Here is a 15,676-nt window from a genome sequence, read left to right as displayed (position 1 = left end):
CGGTCACGCGGGGTCCTCCGGGTTGGCGATCGCATCGCGCCGGCCAGCCTCGGCCGCCGCCTGCGCGGTCTCTTCGATATGGCGCATCACGGCCTGGAGCAGGGCATCCACGCCCTCGCCGGTCGCGGCGGAGATGGCGAACACCGGACGTTCCGCCCCCTGGTCGGCACGCACGCGTTCGACCAGGGCCGCCAGATCCTCGGGGTCCAGCAGCTCCTTCTTGTTCAGCACGATCCAGCGCGGCAACGCGGCCAGCTGGTCGCTGTGGTGCTCCAGCTCGGTGATCGCGGTGCGCAGATCCACCAGCGGGTCGGCCTCCGGGTCGGGCGGCGCCACGTCCACCACGTGCAGCAACAGCCGCGTGCGCGCCAGGTGCTTGAGGAACCGCGTGCCCAGGCCGGCCCCCTCGGCCGCGCCCTCGATCAGCCCGGGGATGTCGGCGATCACGAAGCTCTGGTTCACACCGATGCGCACCACGCCCAGCTGCGGGATCAGGGTAGTGAACGGATAGTCGGCGATCTTCGGGCGCGCGGCGGAGGCGCGCGCGAGCAGCGTGGACTTGCCCGCGTTCGGCAGTCCCAGCAGCCCGACATCCGCCAGCACCATCAGCTCCAGCGACAACTTGCGCAGCTCGCCCGGCGTGCCCGGCTTGCTCTGGCGCGGCGCCTGGTTGGTGGAGGACTTGTAGCGCGTGTTGCCGAGCCCGTGGAAGCCCCCCTGCGCGACCAGCAGCCGCTGGCCCTCGTGGGTCACGTCCCCGAGGATCTCGTCGGTCTCGGCATCGCGCACCTGGGTGCCGACCGGGACCGGGATCTCCAGGTCCTCGCCGGAGGCCCCGGTGCGCTGGCGCCCCATGCCGTTCTCGCCACGCTGGGCATCGAAGCGACGCTGGTAACGGAAGTCGGCCAGGGTATTCAGGCCCTCGTCACCCACCAGCCACACGGAGCCACCATCCCCGCCGTCGCCCCCGTCCGGGCCGCCAAAGGGGATGTACTTCTCGCGGCGGAAGCTGACACAGCCGTTGCCGCCGTCGCCGGCCTTCACGGTGATAGTGGCCTCGTCGATGAACTTCATTGCTTGTTTCCCGCAGTACAGAACAAAAAAAGCCCCGTCGAACGGGGCTTTTCGCGAACGCTTCGCTAGGGAGACGCTGATTGAATCGCACGTCCGCGCTCGAGTCGCTTTTGCGTGCGAACAAGGCGCGGTGACTGCCGTGCAGTCATTCTGCACAAGGGAGCCGCAACGCCGTTCCCGCGCGAAAGCGGCCGAGCCCCTGCTTTCAATGGCTTGTGGGGTTGGTGCCCCCTGTTCCCCGATCCTGCGTTGCGCCGCTTGCGGGTAGAACCACTACCCGCTGCACGACACGCCTTGTCTCGGGAAACAGGGGGCACCAACGCGGACGTGCGATTCAATCAGCGTCTCCCTAGCCGGCCGGCTTACTGCTGCGGCTGGACGCTCACGAAACGACGGTTGTGCGGACCACCCACCTTGAAGACGACCTGGCCGTCGACCTTGGCGAACAGCGTATGGTCCTTGCCGCAACCCACGCCCTCGCCGGGATGATACTGCGTCCCGCGCTGACGAACGAGGATGTTGCCGGCGCGCACGACCTGACCGCCAAAGCGCTTCACGCCAAGGCGTTTGCTCTCGGAATCGCGCCCGTTGCGGGTACTCCCGCCTGCCTTCTTATGTGCCATGGTTCAGTTCTCCTGAATGCCTGCGCCGATCAGCCGGCGATGCCGGTGATGCGCACGGTGGTGTAGTGCTGGCGGTGCCCCATCTGCTTCTGGGAATGCTTGCGCCGCCGGAATTTCATGATGTGGACCTTCTTGGCGCGGCCATGGTCTTCGACCTTGGCAGTGACCTTGCCACCGTCCACCAGCGGGGCCCCGACGCGGACATCGTCACCCGCACCGACCATCAGCACCTGGTCGAATTCGACCTCGGAACCGGCCTCGGCCTCGAGCTTTTCGATGCGAATCACGTCGCCTTCGGCGACGCGGTACTGTTTACCACCTGTTGCGATGATCGCGTACATTTCCCTGGGACTCCGTTGCGATACCTTGTGTGGACCAGCCGACGGGACTGGTCTCGCGAAAGGGCGGAAATGCTAGCAGCGCTTCGCTTGCGGGTCAATGCCGGGACCAGCCCGTCTCCAGCAGGCGCACGGCCTTGCGGTTCCCTTGTACAGAATGGCTGCACGGCAGTCACCACGCATTAAATGCACGCAAAAGCGACTCGCGCGCGAGCGTGTACATTTATCAGTGCTTCTCTGTCTGGAAGACAAGCCGCGCCCGCCCGCGCGCGAGCTTGTACATTCGGTGGCGTTTCCCTAGCATGCCTTCGCCCCTCCCGACCACTCTACATATCCTGACAGAGCCCGCTTGCCTACCCCCATGTCCATTGACGCGATCCGAGAACTGGCGGCCGACGACATGCAGGCCGTCGATCAGTGCATCCGCGAGCGCCTGAGCTCGCCGGTGGTGCTGATCAACCAGCTCGGGCACTACATCATCCACTCGGGCGGCAAGCGCCTGCGGCCGCTGCTGGCCACGCTGTCCGCGCGCGCCTGCCATGTGCAGGGCCAGGACCCCGTCACGCTGGCGGCGGTGGTGGAGTTCATCCATACCGCGACCCTGCTGCACGACGACGTGGTCGACGCCTCCGAGATGCGCCGCGGCAACGAGACCGCCAACCATATCTTCGGCAACGAGGCCGCGGTGCTGGTGGGCGACTTTCTCTACTCGCGCGCGTTCGAGATGATGGTCGAGGTCGGCTCCATGCGGGTGATGGAGATCCTCTCCCACGCGACCAACGTGATCGCCGAGGGCGAGGTCATGCAGCTGATGAACTGCCACGACGCCGACGTCGACGAGCAACGCTACATGCACGTGATCCAGTCGAAGACCGCCAAGCTGTTCGAGGCCGCCTGCCAGCTGGGCGCAATCCTGGGCGAACGCCCGCAGGCCGACGAACAGGCGCTGGCGCGCTACGGCATGCATCTGGGCACCGCCTTCCAGCTGATCGACGATGTCCTCGACTACTCCTCGGATGACGAGGTCACCGGCAAGCGCATGGGGGACGACCTCGCCGAGGGCAAGCCCACCCTGCCGCTGATCCACGCCCTGCGCGTCGGCACACCGGAGCAGCAGGCGATCGTGCGCCAGGCCATCGAGGACGGCGGGCGCGACCGGGTCGACACGGTGCTGCAGGTGGTGCACGGGACGGACGGCCTGGCCTATACCCGGTCCCGCGCGGAGGCGGAAACCGACGCCGCGATCGAGGCCATCTCCACCCTGCCCGACTCACCGCACCGCCAAGCGCTGATCGACCTCGCCCGCTTCGCCGTCGGGCGCAACCACTGACGACCGCGCCCGACCCGATTTTCATCCTGCGGGGGCATGGACACGCCGGGAGAGGCTCGGCATAATAGCGGGCTCGGTTCGGAGTGTAGCTCAGCTTGGTAGAGCACTGCCTTCGGGAGGCAGGGGTCGAAGGTTCGAATCCTTTCACTCCGACCAACCTTCTTCTTTGACCCTGGCTACCCGCCTGTGGCTCGCCGCAAACGGCCCGCCCGGGAGACCGCCAGGTCCCGATCACGTTCAGGTTCCGCGGACACGTCCATGACCGCCAGCACCCCGGCCGCTCGCGGCACCCTCTATATCGTTTCCGCCCCGTCCGGCGCCGGCAAGACCAGCCTGGTCGCGGCGCTCCTGGAGACGGTGGAGGCCGTGGAGGTCTCGGTCTCGCACACCACGCGCAAGCCGCGCGCCAGCGAGGTGGACGGGCAGCACTACCACTTCGTCTCCGCCGAGACCTTCCTCGGCATGATCGAGGACGGGCAGCTACTGGAACACGCCAAGGTGTTCGACAACTTCTACGGCACCGCGCGCGCCAGCGTCGACGAGCGCCTGGACGCTGGCGTCGACGTGATCCTGGAGATCGACTGGCAGGGCGCGCGCCAGGTGCGCGCGGCGGTACCGGACGCCCACTCCATCTTCATCCTGCCCCCCTCGCGCGACGAGCTGGAGCGCCGCCTGCGCGGCCGCGGCCAGGACGAGGAGGACGTGATCCAGCGCCGCCTGCGCGACGCCGAATCCGACTGCACGCATTTCCGCGAGTACGACTACACCGTGGTCAATGCCGATTTCGACGAGGCCGTGCGCGACCTGGCCTGTATCTTCCGCGCCAATCGTCTGCGCACCGTGGAACAGGAGACCCGAGCCGCACCCACGATCGGGAACCTGTTGGCGGCGGCGCCGGGGTCGGCGTAACATGCTAGTGAACTGCGGCTGTGCCGCATGGATTTCAAGAATTTACTGACCGGAGTATCCGATGGCACGCGTTACCGTCGAGGACTGCCTCGAAAATGTCGAAAACCGCTTTCAGCTGGTGCTGATGGCCGCCCGCCGGGCCCGCCACATCGCCCACGGCAAGGAAGCGCGTGTACCCGAGGACAACGACAAGCCCACGGTGATCGCCCTGCGCGAGATCGCCGCCGGCGTGGTCGGTCCGGAGGTGTTCGACGAACACGACGAACGGCCCCAGAACCAGATGCTGGACTTCAGCACCATCCGTCATCTGGAACAGCTGGAAGCCGACGAACGCTAGGCGAGGGTTTTCAATGGCCGCTGGGCAGCCAGCCGCGCCCGGGGCCGTTTCGGCGGCAACGGGTGATTCGACCCGATTCCTGATCAGCGATTTGTGTTCCGAGCTCGAGGCCTATCTCGAGCCGGAAGAGGTCGAGGAGGTCTATCGCGCCTATCTCCTGGGCGCGGAATCCCACGAAGGCCAGACCCGCAAGACCGGCGAACCCTACATCTATCACCCCCTGGCCGTGGCCCGCACCATGGCCGAGATGCGGATGGACCACCAGGCGATCTGCGCCGCCATCCTGCATGACGTGATGGAGGACACCGCTACCAGCAAGGACCGCATCCACGCCGAGTTCGGCGAAGAGGTCGCGGAGCTGGTGGACGGCGTCTCCAAGCTCACCCACCTGCAGTTCCAGACCAAGGCCGAGGCGCAGGCGGAGAACTTCCGCAAGATGATGCTGGCGATCACCCGTGATATTCGGGTGATCCTGATCAAGCTGGCCGACCGCCTGCACAACATGCGCACCCTGGGCGTGATGCGCCCGGACAAGCGCCGGCGCATCGCCAAGGAAACCCTGGAGATCTACGCCCCCATCGCGCAGCGCCTGGGCATGAACGCCATGCGCCGCGAGCTGGAGGCCCTCGGCTTTTCCGCCAAACACCCGTGGCGCGCGGCCGTACTGGAACGCGCGGTGCACCGTGCCGGCGGCAACCGCCGCGAGCCCATGCGCAATATCGAGCAGGCGATCTGCTCGCGCATGGAGGCCGCCGGCATCGTCGGGCGCATCTCCGGACGCGAGAAGGGGCTGTACAGCATCTACCGCAAGATGCGCGACAAGCACCACTCGTTCGAGGAGGTGTTCGACGTCTTCGCCATCCGCATCATCGTCGACGACGTCGATACGTGCTACCGCTCCCTGGGCGTGGTGCACAACCTCTACAAGCCGGTACCGGGTCGCTTCAAGGACTACATCGCGATCCCCAAATCCAACGGCTACCAGTCGCTGCATACCATCCTGTTCGGCCCGCAGGGCGTGCCCATCGAGATCCAGATCCGTTCCACCGAGATGGATCGCGTGGCCGAGAGTGGTATCGCCGCGCACTGGCAGTACAAGGCCGGGGGCGAATCCACCCGGACCGCCCAGAGCCGCGCGCGCGAATGGCTGAAGGATGTCCTCGAGATCCAGAACAGCGTGGGCAACTCGATCGAGTTCCTGGAGAACGTGAAGGTCGACCTGTTCCCCGACGAGGTCTACACCTTTACCCCCGGTGGCGACATCATGGTCCTGCCGCGCGACGCGACCCCGATCGACTTCGCCTACGCGGTGCACTCCGACGTCGGCAACCGCTGTGTGGCGGCCAAGATCGACCGTCAGCTGGCGCCGCTGTCGGTGCGCCTGCAAAGCGGCCAGACGGTGGAGATCGTCACCTCCCCCGGCGCGCGCCCCAACCCGGCCTGGTTGTCCTTCGTGGTCACCGGCAAGGCCCGTACCGGCATCCGCCACTGCCTGAAGTCGATGCAGTCCGAGGAGGCCCGCACCCTGGGCGAACGCCTGCTGGAGAAGGCGCTGGAGTCGCTGGACACCAGCCTGCCGCGGATCTCGCCGGCACGCCTGGACCAGATGCTGGACGCGATGCAGCTGAAGGACCTGGACGCACTGCTGGTCGACATCGGCCTGGGCAACCGCATGGCCTCGCTGGTCGCCCGCCAGATGGCCGGCAGGGACGCCCCCGAGCCCGCGGCCGACGAGGCACCCACCACCCTCGCGGTCAGCGGTACCGAGGGCCTGGTGCTGAACTACGCCCGGTGCTGCCACCCGATCCCGGGTGACCCGATCATCGGCCAGCTGAGCGCCGGCCGCGGCCTGGTGGTCCACCGGGAAAACTGCCGCAACGTCCTGCACGAAAGCCGCGACCGCAGCGACCGCACCATCACGCTGGAATGGTCGCACGAGCCATCCCTGCAGTTCACCGCCGCGGTGCGCACCCGCACGGCCAACCGCCGCGGGGCCCTGGCCGACATGGCTGCGGTCATCGCCGACCATGGCTCCAACATCGAGCACATCTCCTTCAACGAGCAGGATGGCCACTCCACCGCGATGACCTTCCTGCTGACCGTGCGCGATCGCCAGCACCTGGCCCAGATCATGCGCGGTCTGCGCCGCCTGCCCGACGTCCTGCGCATCTCGCGCCAGCGCGGCTGACGCCCGAGACCTCGGCCGAACCGTCCGCCCGCGGGCGGGCTTCTTGCAGTTGCCCCCGCCGCGACGGAACATCGGGCCATGATCCTCGACATCCTCAGGCAGACGCTGAGTGTCGCGTTGACGGCGGCGCCCTGGCTGCTGCTGGGCCTGCTCGCGGCCGGCGGCGTCAAGGCACTGATTCCGGAGGCTGCCCTGCAGCGCTGGCTGGGCGGCTCGGGCATTCCCGCCACCGCGCGGGCCGCCGTGGTCGGCGCCCCCCTGCCCCTTTGCTCCTGCGGGGCCATCCCGACCGCACTGGCCCTGCACCGCGGCGGGGCCGGGCGGGGCCCCACCACCGCCTTCCTGATCGGCACGCCGGGCGTCGGCGTCGACTCGCTCGCCATCAGCTATGCCCTGCTGGGCCCCATGATGGCCGTGGCCCGGGCCCTGGGCGCCATTGTCACGGCCATCACCACAGGCCTGCTGGTGGGCCGCACCCGCTCCGCGACCGAGCGTCCCGACCCAACCCGGGGCGAACCCGACAGCTGCGGCGGATGCTGCGGGACCGACGACGGCTGCGCCACACCCGAGGCCCCGGAGCGTTTGTCCGCACGGCTGCGAGCGGGCCTCGCCTATGCCTTTGACGACGTGCTCGACGATATCCGCCTGTGGCTGGTGATCGGCCTGCTGGTCGCCGGCGCCCTGCTCGCCCTGGTCCCACCGGCCACGCTGGCCGCCTGGGGATCGGGCCTGCCGGCCATGCTCGTAATGGCCGTCATCGGCATCCCCATGTACCTCTGCGCGACCGCCGCGACACCGATCGCCGTGGGCCTGATCGCGGCCGGGGCCTCCCCCGGCACCGTGCTGGTGTTCCTGCTGGCCGCACCGATCACCAGCCTGGCGACCCTGGGCGTGTTTCGCCGCGAACTGGGCACGCCGGCGCTATTGCTCTACCTGACCGGTATCGCGGTCACCACCATCGCGCTGGGGCTCGCCCTGGACGCCGGACTCGCCCACACCGGGATCGACGTCGCCACGCAGATGGGCACCGCCGGCGAGATGCTGCCCGCCTGGCTCGAGTGGAGCGCCCTGGTCATCCTGATCGTCCTGGCCACACCGGTCCTGCGCCGATGGCTGGACCGTCTGATCCCTCACCCACAACCCCGGAGCGCGTGATGTCCAATCGTTCCATCGGACTCGATGGCCCCCTGTATGACTACCTCCTGGAGCACTCGCTGCGCGAGCCGGAGATACTCGCCGAGCTGCGTGCCGAGACCGCGAACCTGCCCGAGGCCAACATGCAGATCGCCCCGGAGCAGGGCCAGTTCATGGCACTACTGGCGCGGCTCATGGGGGCGCGGCGCTATCTGGAGATCGGGACCTTCACCGGCTACAGCGCGCTGGCGATCGCGCTGGCCCTGCCGGAGGACGGCACGGTCGTTACCCTGGACAAGAGCGCGCAGTGGACCACCACGGCCCGGCGCTATTGGGAACGCGCCGGGGTCAGCGGTCGCATCCGGCTCGAGCTGGGCGAGGCCGGCAACACGCTGCAGGCACTGGAGGCCGAAGGCGAGACCAGCCGCTTCGACCTGGCCTTCATCGACGCGGACAAGACCGGCTACCCCGACTACTTCGAGCACTGCCTGCGCCTGGTCCGTGCCGGCGGCCTGATCCTGGTCGACAACACCTTGTGGCATGGCAGCGTCGCCGACCCGGACGACACGCGCGAAGACACCCGCGCGATCCGCGCCTTCAACGATGCCCTACACCACGACGAACGCATCGACCTCTCGCTGGCCCCCATCGGCGACGGCCTGACCCTCGCCCGCCGCCGCTGAGCAAGACCCGGCTCTGGATTCACCACGGAGGACACAGAGAGCCCGGAGAAGGGACCGGTCAAGGTCAAGGTCAAGGTCAAGGTCAAGGACGATCTACAGGAAGACGTGAAGAGTGGAAGCCGGAATGGGTAGCCCAGGGACCACCAACGCATTGCTCATTCAGAATTTCTTCCCGTCTTCCCATCTTCCTGTAAATCGCTTTTCTGGGCTCGAAGATTGCCAAGGGCCTCGGGAAGCGTTACAGGCAGAGGCCGCTGTCGGCGAGACCGCGGCGGCAGATGGCCCGGCGTTCCACCGTGCGCACCACCCAGCCCGCCTCCGTCTCGTCCAGCTCCAGCCGGAATTCGTAGGCCTCGACGGCATCATCACGCAGCCCGGTCAGGCGGACCTCCGCGCGTTCCGGGCGCGGCTGGTCGATCTCCAGCCCCGCGTAGTCGACGGCCAGGCCGGATTTCCAGCCACTGGCCGCGAACCACTCCATCACCGCGGCACCCGGCATCACCCTCGGCTCAAGCGATGGCACCGCCTGGGCCTCGAAGGCTGTCGGCGCGGGTTCCCATCCTTCGGGCAACCCCACGGACGTGCCGTCATCGCCCGGATCCGGGGTCGACGTGGCGCAACCCGCCAGAAGCAGCGCCAGCACACCCCCTGCAACCTGCCTTCTCCAGTACATCACGTGGACTGCCTCGCAAATCATCCGCTGCCTGGAAACATACCGGAGCGCGAAACGTCCTACCATGAGAGATCAACATCATTGGTCAGCCGCCCCGCGGCACCCCGGAGGACCCGACATGAACCTGCTCGAAGTGCGCCCCATCCTGCTCGCCGGGCTGTGCGGTCTGATGCTGGCCGCAAGCCCCCTGTATGCCGCCGATCACGACACCCACGCAGGGGACGAACCCACGGCCACCGACGAATCGGATGCCGCCATGGAGGACGATGCCACCGCCAGCGAGATGGAGGAACTGCGCGAGTCCTGGGCCGAGACCCGCGAGGAACTCCAGGAGGAAGGCGAGGAGGCCGGCGAGGCCACCCGCTCCCGTACCCGCGAGACCCTGGACGCGATGGACCGCGAACTGAGCCGCCTGGGCAACAACATCCGCGAGGGCTGGGACGACCTGAGCGACGCCACCCGCGAGCGCCGCGAACGGGCCTATGACGGCCTGGTCGAGGAACGGGACCGCCTGGCCGAATGGTCGGGCGAGATGCGCGAGCGCTCCTCCGGCGCCTGGGGCGGGGTGCGCGATGGCGCCCGCGACGCCTGGGGCGGCATCCGTGACGGCTCGCGCAAGGCCTGGGGCTCGGTACGCGACGCCTTCCGCGGGGACGACGCGCCGGCCGACGGCACCGGCGAGCCGGACGTTCAGGACTGATGCCGGACCCGCGTACCCTCCGCGCCGGTTTCGCCGGTGCGGTGCTGCTCCTGTCCGCTGCCACGCTGGCGGGCTGCGACGGCTTCGGCGGGGCCTCCGGCACCCCCGACCACCTCGAACGCACCACCGACCCGGAGATCCTGCAGCGCGGGGAACGGCTCTATCAGGAGCACTGCATCGCCTGCCACGGGGCCCAGCGCGAGGGCGCCGAGAACTGGCGCCAGCGCAACCCGGACGGTACCCTGCCGCCGCCCCCGCTGGATGGCAGCGCCCACACCTGGCACCACCCCTATTGGCAGCTGAAGGACATGATCCGTTATGGCGCCGAGGCGCGCGGCGGCGCCATGCCCAGCTTCGAGGACACCCTGTCGGAGGCGGACGTCGAGGCGATCATCGCCTGGCTGCAGTCACACTGGCCGGACGAGATCTTCGAGGCCTGGAAACGCTACGACCGCAACCATCCCACCCAGGCGGACTGGGAGGAGGCCATGGGCGAACCCTGGGTCACCCATCCCGACGAATGATGCGGCGCGCATGCCGGGGCCCTACAATGCGCACGGAATGGCACGGGCCACGGAGGCGTCTTTCGGATGAGACGCCACCGCGCATACCGGCTGGCAAGGGACGCAGCGCAATCATGACGGCCGGGAGTGGCCCATGCAGTACACCCAGACGCGCAGGCCTCGGACGCGCACAATTTGCTTCGCCCACGGGGGGTGCGCGTGAACCGACGCGCGCGCGACTTCGCGACGGATAGCGAACGGGATCGCCTGCAGACCCTGGTCGAGCAGGAACGCGCGGCTCGCCGCCGCGCCGAGACGCTGGCCGAGACCCGGCTGCAGGACGTTTACGCGAAGCAGCAGCAGATCGAGCTGCTCAACACCATTGCCTCCACCGCGAACCAGTCCGACTCCATCGCGCATGTACTGCGCGCGGCGCTGGCCGCGATCGGACGCTACCTGGACTGGCCGGTGGGGCATGCCTACCTGGCCCGACCGAACCAACACAGTGGCCACAGCCAGCTAGACCCCACCGGCATCTGGCATCTCGCCTCTGCTGAGCCCTTCACCGCCTTTCGCGACAGCACCGAGAACACGAGCTTCGGCCCCGGCGAGGGGCTGCCCGGCCGTGTGCTGGACCACGGCGAGCCCGCGTGGATCGAGGATCTCGCGGCGGACGACAACTTCCCGCGCGCGCCTCAGGCAACGGCCAGCGGCCTGCGCTCCGGCTTCGCCTTCCCGGTCATGGTCGGCCACGAGGTGGCCTGTGTCCTCGAATTTTTCGCCACCGAGCCCACCACCACCGACCCCGACCTGCTCTGGCTGATGTGGCAGATCGGCGTGCAGCTCGGCCGCGTGATCGAGCGCAACCGCCACGAGGAACGCCTGCTCCACAACGCCTCCCACGACCAGCTGACCGGCCTCCCCAACCGGCGCCTGTTCCACGACCGGCTGGCGCACGCGATCGCCCGTGCCACGCGAGAGCCCTTCAACCTGTTCGCGGTGCTGTTCGTGGACATCGACCGCTTCAAGGTCGTCAACGACAGCCTGGGCCATCCGGCCGGCGACGAGCTGCTGGTACGCGTGGGCCAGCGCCTGCTGACCGCGCTGCGCCAGAACGACACGGTCTCGCGCCCCAAGGGGGACGAGACCAACCGCCCGGACGATACCCTTGCGCGGCTGGGTGGCGACGAGTTCACCATCCTGCTGGAGGGCCTGCACGAGCCGGTGGATGCCCTGCGCGTGGCCGAGCGCCTGCAGGCCGTGCTGCACGAGCCGTTCTCCATCGCCGGGCAGGACGTCTACGTCACCGTCAGCATCGGCATCGCGACCCGGCCCTACGGCCAGAGCTGCCCGGTCCAGGGACCCGGCCAGCCAGACGACCCGGCCCGTCCGGCCACACCGGATGACCTGATGCGCGAGGCGGACATGGCGATGTACCGCGCGAAGTCACTCGGCAAGGCCCGGTGCGAGTTCTGCGACCCGGGCATGCAGACCCAGGCCCTGCAAAGCCTGGCGCTGGAGACCGACCTGCGCCTGGCGGTGGAACGTGGCGACTTCCGCGTCCATTTCCAGCCCATCATGTCGCTCGGCGAGGAGCGCATCACCGGCTTCGAAGCCCTGGTACGCTGGGAGCGCAACGGGGAACTGGTGCCGCCCGATCACTTCATCCCGATCGCGGAGGACACCGGGCAGGTGCACCTGATCGACATGCAGGTCCTCTACACTGCCTGCCGCCAGCTGGTGGAGTGGAACGCGGACGGGGCGAGAACGCCCCTGACCATCAGCACCAACCTCTCCGCCCGTCAGCTCACCCGCCCGGAACTCGTGGGGGACGTGCAGACCATCCTGGAAGGCACCGGCGCCCCGGCCGCACAGGTGCGCCTGGAGATTACCGAGACGGCCACCCTCGGCAACCTGGACGAACTGATCGAGACCCTGCACCGGCTGAAGGCCCTGGGCATCAGCCTGGCGATGGACGACTTCGGCACCGGCTACTCCTCGCTCAGCTACCTGCACCGCCTGCCACTGGATATCCTCAAGATCGACCGCAGCTTCGTAGCCGGCCTGGATCGCGACGAATACAGCCAGCGCCTGGTGCAGACCGTGATCCACATGGCCCGCAATCTCGGGCTCGAGGCCGTGGCCGAGGGCGTGGAAAGCCACACCCACGCCGCCACGCTGCGCGCCCTCGGCTGCTCGCTGGCGCAGGGCTATTACTACTCGCCCCCGGTGGACGCGACACAGGCAACCGCCCTGCTCGGCGGGAAACTGCCGGCCCGGCCCGCCCACTGAGCCGGGGCTCCGGGAAACGCGCTCTGCCCGACCCGCGCGCGTTCGGTCAGACGGCGCGCGGAAACACCCCGCGCCGGCGTGCCAGCACCTGGCGCACCACCAGCTTTTCCAGTTCCACGATCACGAACACCGCCAGGCCAAAGGCCAGGATGCGCGCCCAGTCGTCCGCGCCGATGGCGGTGGTCCCGAACAGGGTGTGCATTACGGGCACGTAGGTGAACGCCAGCTGCAGCAGCACCAGGACCCCGATGGCCAGCCACATCGCGCGCGAGCGGAACAGCTCGCCGCCCGGCAGCACCGGTTGATGGATCAGACGCAGATTCAGCAGGTAAAAGGCCTGCCCGGCCACCAGGGTATTGATCGCCACGGTACGCGCGACCTCGTCGGCCACCCCGGCCAGGGTCTCCATGTAGACGAAATGCCCGAAGGTCCCGGCCCACAGCAGCAACGCCACGAACGGGATGCGCCAGAGCAGGAACCCGGACAACAGGGGCGTGTCCGGCGCCCGTGGCGGGCGCTGCATAACACCCGGCTCGGCCTTCTCGAAGGCCAGCGCCATGGCCAGGGTCACCGAGGTCACCATGTTGACCCACAGCACCTGCACCGGGGTCAGCGGCAACGCCAGCCCCATCAGGATCGCCATCATGATGGTCAGCGACTGCCCGGCATTGGTCGGCAGCATATGCAGGATGGCCTTGCGGATGTTGTCGTAGACCGTCCGGCCCTCCTCCACCGCATGCGCGATGGAGGCGAAATTGTCGTCCGCCAGGACCATCTCGGAGGCCTCCTTGGCCGCCTCGGTCCCCTTGCCCCCCATGGCCACGCCAACATCCGCCCGCTTCAGCGCCGGGGCATCATTCACCCCGTCGCCGGTCATCGCCACGATACGCCCGCCCTGCTGCAGGGCACGCACCAGGCGCAGCTTGTGTTCCGGCGAGGTCCGCGCAAAGACGTCCGTACGCTCCGCGGCGTCGGCCAGCGCCGCCTCGTCCAGGGCATCCAGCTCGTGACCGGACCGCGCCTCGGCCTCGCGGCCCAGGCCCAGCTGCTCGCCGATCGCCCGGGCGGTCGCCAGGTGGTCGCCGGTGATCATCTTGACGTCGATCCCCGCCGCGCGGCACTCAGCCACCGCGCGGATCGCCTCGTCGCGTGGCGGGTCGATGATCCCCAGCAGGGCGAGCAGGGTAAAACCGCCAGCCTCGACATCATCGAAACGCAGCTCGCCGTGATCGGGTTCGGTGTCGCGCACGGCCACGGCCAGCAGGCGCTGACCGCGGGCCGCCACGGCCTCCATGGCGACGTGCCAGCGCTCGCCATCCAGCGCCTCGCGGGTCTCGCCATCTACCTGCTGCTCGCTGCAAAGCTCCAGCACGCGCTCGGGCGCCCCTTTCAGGAAGATGCGGGCGTGACCGTCGTGGTCGTAGTGCAGGGTCGCCATGTAGCGATGATCCGACTCGAACGGGATCACGTCGGTGCGCGGCAGGCGTTCGCCTTCCAGGCGCGGGTCCAGCCCGGCCTTTTGCGCCAGGGTAATCAGGGCGCCCTCGGTCGGGTCGCCCTCCATCACCCAGTCGCCATCCTTCTGGTAGAGCCGGGCGTCATTGCACAGCAGCCCCGCCCGCAGCACCTCGCGCAACAGCGGGTCCTCGTCCGGGTCCAGATCCCGTTCGTCCTCGGAGAACTGCCCCTGCGGCGCATAGCCCACGCCGCTGACGAGGATCTCCCGGGTGGCCGTGCGCAGGGTCTGCGCCGTCATCTCGTTACGGGTGAGCGTGCCGGTCTTGTCGGAGCAGATGGCCGAGACCGACCCCAGGGTCTCCACCGCCGGCAGACGCCGGATGATCGCATTGCGCCGCGCCATCTTCTGCACCCCGATGGCCAGCGCGATGGTCATGATGGCGGGCAGGCCCTCGGGGATGGTGGACACCGCCAAGCTCGCCGCCGCGAGGAACATCTCGTCCAGCGGATAGCTGCGCACCCAGTAACCGAAGGCGAAGGTCGCCGCCGCGATGACCACGATCACCGCGGCCAGCCAGCGGCCGAACTGTTCCATCTGCCGGACCAGCGGCGTCTCCAGCCCCTCGACCTCGCCGAGCATGGTGGAGATGCGCCCGATCTCGGTATGCTCGCCGGTGGCCACGACAACGCCCGCACCGCGGCCAAAGGCCACCAGCGTCCCGGAGAAGGCCATGCTGCGGCGATCCCCGAGGTCCGCCTCCCGTTCCACCGTGGCGGTATTCTTTTCCACCGCCACCGACTCTCCGGTCAGGACCGCCTCTTCCAGACGCAGGTTCTTGGTCTCGAACAGCCGCAGGTCGGCGGGTACCCGATCCCCGGCCTGCAGGTGCACGATATCGCCGGGCACCAGCTCCTCGGCCGGGATCTCGCGACGCTCGCCTGCGCGCGTTACCACCGCGCGCGGGGACAGCATGCGCCGGATGGCATCCAGGGCCTTCTCCGCCTTGCCCTCCTGGACGAACCCGATCAGCGTATTGATCAGGACCACGGCCAGGATCACGCCGGTATCCACCCAGTGCCCGAGCAGCGCCGTCCCCAGCGCCGCGACCAGCAGGATGTAGATCAGTACGTTGTGAAAATGGCGCAGGAAGCGCCGGACGACGCCCGCCCGCTCCGGCGGACGCAACTGATTGGGGCCAAAGTGCGCCAGACGTTCCTCGGCCACGACCGCCGACAGCCCCTCGCGGGCGGAGCCCCAGTGCTCCAGCGCATCATAGGCGGACCGGCTGTGCCAGGCGGGGGTCTCCCGGTTGTCACCCGGATCGGTAGGGTCGGGGGTATCGGTCATGGGCAACGCCCTGCTGTGTCAACGTCGCCCTATCGTCGCCCGGCGCCCGGGGGCCGGCAAGGCCCCGGACGCCGGGCAACCCGCCG

The 15,676-nt window shown here is 68.6% G+C and carries 14 protein-coding genes and 1 tRNA gene; 10 read left to right on the top strand and 5 right to left on the bottom strand.

Going from position 1 to position 15,676, the window contains the following annotated elements; all coding sequences use genetic code 11:
• Positions 1–3 precede the first annotated feature (3 nt).
• The 3 genes from cgtA to rplU all read right to left on the bottom strand — a co-directional run bounded on the left by cgtA (position 4) and on the right by rplU (position 2,038).
• Positions 4–1,074, bottom strand: coding sequence for an Obg family GTPase CgtA (gene cgtA, locus D106_RS0108660; protein WP_018879809.1), 1,071 nt, complete (start codon positions 1,072–1,074; stop codon positions 4–6).
• 362 nt (positions 1,075–1,436) lie between these two features.
• Entirely contained in the window at positions 1,437–1,697 is a 261-nt protein-coding gene (gene rpmA, locus D106_RS0108655; protein ID WP_018867867.1) for a 50S ribosomal protein L27, read from the bottom strand.
• A 29-nt stretch (positions 1,698–1,726) separates the two neighbouring features.
• Positions 1,727–2,038, bottom strand: coding sequence for a 50S ribosomal protein L21 (gene rplU / locus D106_RS0108650; RefSeq protein WP_017941885.1), 312 nt, complete (start codon positions 2,036–2,038; stop codon positions 1,727–1,729).
• 358 nt (positions 2,039–2,396) lie between these two features.
• Here rplU and ispB point away from each other — a divergent pair, with 358 nt between their 5' ends.
• The 7 genes from ispB (at position 2,397) to D106_RS0108615 (ending at position 8,616) form a co-directional block, all read left to right on the top strand.
• Positions 2,397–3,365: an octaprenyl diphosphate synthase gene (ispB, locus tag D106_RS0108645; protein WP_018867868.1), complete on the top strand. Its 969-nt coding sequence runs from the start codon at positions 2,397–2,399 to the stop codon at positions 3,363–3,365.
• A 79-nt stretch (positions 3,366–3,444) separates the two neighbouring features.
• Positions 3,445–3,521, top strand: a tRNA-Pro gene (locus D106_RS0108640).
• A 102-nt stretch (positions 3,522–3,623) separates the two neighbouring features.
• Entirely contained in the window at positions 3,624–4,274 is a 651-nt protein-coding gene (gene gmk / locus D106_RS0108635; RefSeq protein ID WP_018867869.1) for a guanylate kinase, read from the top strand.
• A gap of 61 nt (positions 4,275–4,335) precedes the next feature.
• Positions 4,336–4,611 (top strand): DNA-directed RNA polymerase subunit omega, encoded by a 276-nt coding sequence (rpoZ, locus tag D106_RS0108630; RefSeq protein ID WP_018867870.1) that lies wholly within the window; start codon positions 4,336–4,338, stop codon positions 4,609–4,611.
• A gap of 13 nt (positions 4,612–4,624) precedes the next feature.
• Positions 4,625–6,799, top strand: a complete 2,175-nt coding sequence (gene spoT, locus D106_RS0108625; protein WP_026280628.1) for a bifunctional GTP diphosphokinase/guanosine-3',5'-bis pyrophosphate 3'-pyrophosphohydrolase — start codon at positions 4,625–4,627, stop codon at positions 6,797–6,799.
• A 78-nt stretch (positions 6,800–6,877) separates the two neighbouring features.
• Positions 6,878–7,954, top strand: coding sequence for an SO_0444 family Cu/Zn efflux transporter (locus D106_RS0108620; protein WP_018879807.1), 1,077 nt, complete (start codon positions 6,878–6,880; stop codon positions 7,952–7,954).
• Positions 7,954–8,616 (top strand): class I SAM-dependent methyltransferase, encoded by a 663-nt coding sequence (locus D106_RS0108615; RefSeq protein WP_018879806.1) that lies wholly within the window; start codon positions 7,954–7,956, stop codon positions 8,614–8,616. Before D106_RS0108620 ends, D106_RS0108615 begins: the two co-directional genes overlap by 1 nt.
• Before the next feature lie 238 nt (positions 8,617–8,854).
• Here the strand turns inward: D106_RS0108615 and D106_RS15380 are convergent, their stop codons facing one another.
• Entirely contained in the window at positions 8,855–9,259 is a 405-nt protein-coding gene (locus D106_RS15380) for a hypothetical protein (RefSeq protein WP_369773053.1), read from the bottom strand.
• A gap of 148 nt (positions 9,260–9,407) precedes the next feature.
• Here D106_RS15380 and D106_RS0108605 point away from each other — a divergent pair, with 148 nt between their 5' ends.
• The 3 genes from D106_RS0108605 (at position 9,408) to D106_RS0108595 (ending at position 12,784) form a co-directional block, all read left to right on the top strand.
• Complete coding sequence (locus tag D106_RS0108605) at positions 9,408–9,989, top strand: hypothetical protein (RefSeq protein WP_018879804.1); 582 nt, start codon at positions 9,408–9,410, stop codon at positions 9,987–9,989.
• Positions 9,989–10,513: a cytochrome c gene (locus tag D106_RS0108600; protein WP_018875592.1), complete on the top strand. Its 525-nt coding sequence runs from the start codon at positions 9,989–9,991 to the stop codon at positions 10,511–10,513. The genes D106_RS0108605 and D106_RS0108600 overlap by 1 nt, the downstream gene beginning before the upstream one ends.
• Positions 10,514–10,705: 192 nt before the next feature.
• Entirely contained in the window at positions 10,706–12,784 is a 2,079-nt protein-coding gene (locus D106_RS0108595; protein WP_196994413.1) for a bifunctional diguanylate cyclase/phosphodiesterase, read from the top strand.
• Between the two features lie 46 nt (positions 12,785–12,830).
• Here D106_RS0108595 and D106_RS0108590 read toward each other — a convergent pair whose 3' ends face one another.
• Positions 12,831–15,590, bottom strand: coding sequence for a cation-transporting P-type ATPase (locus D106_RS0108590; RefSeq protein ID WP_018879802.1), 2,760 nt, complete (start codon positions 15,588–15,590; stop codon positions 12,831–12,833).
• Between the last annotated feature and the right edge of the window lie 86 nt (positions 15,591–15,676).

Source organism: Thioalkalivibrio sp. ALE9 (genome assembly GCF_000377445.1).
Lineage (GTDB): Bacteria > Pseudomonadota > Gammaproteobacteria > Ectothiorhodospirales > Ectothiorhodospiraceae > Thioalkalivibrio.
This window is presented reverse-complemented; position numbering and strand designations above follow the sequence as displayed.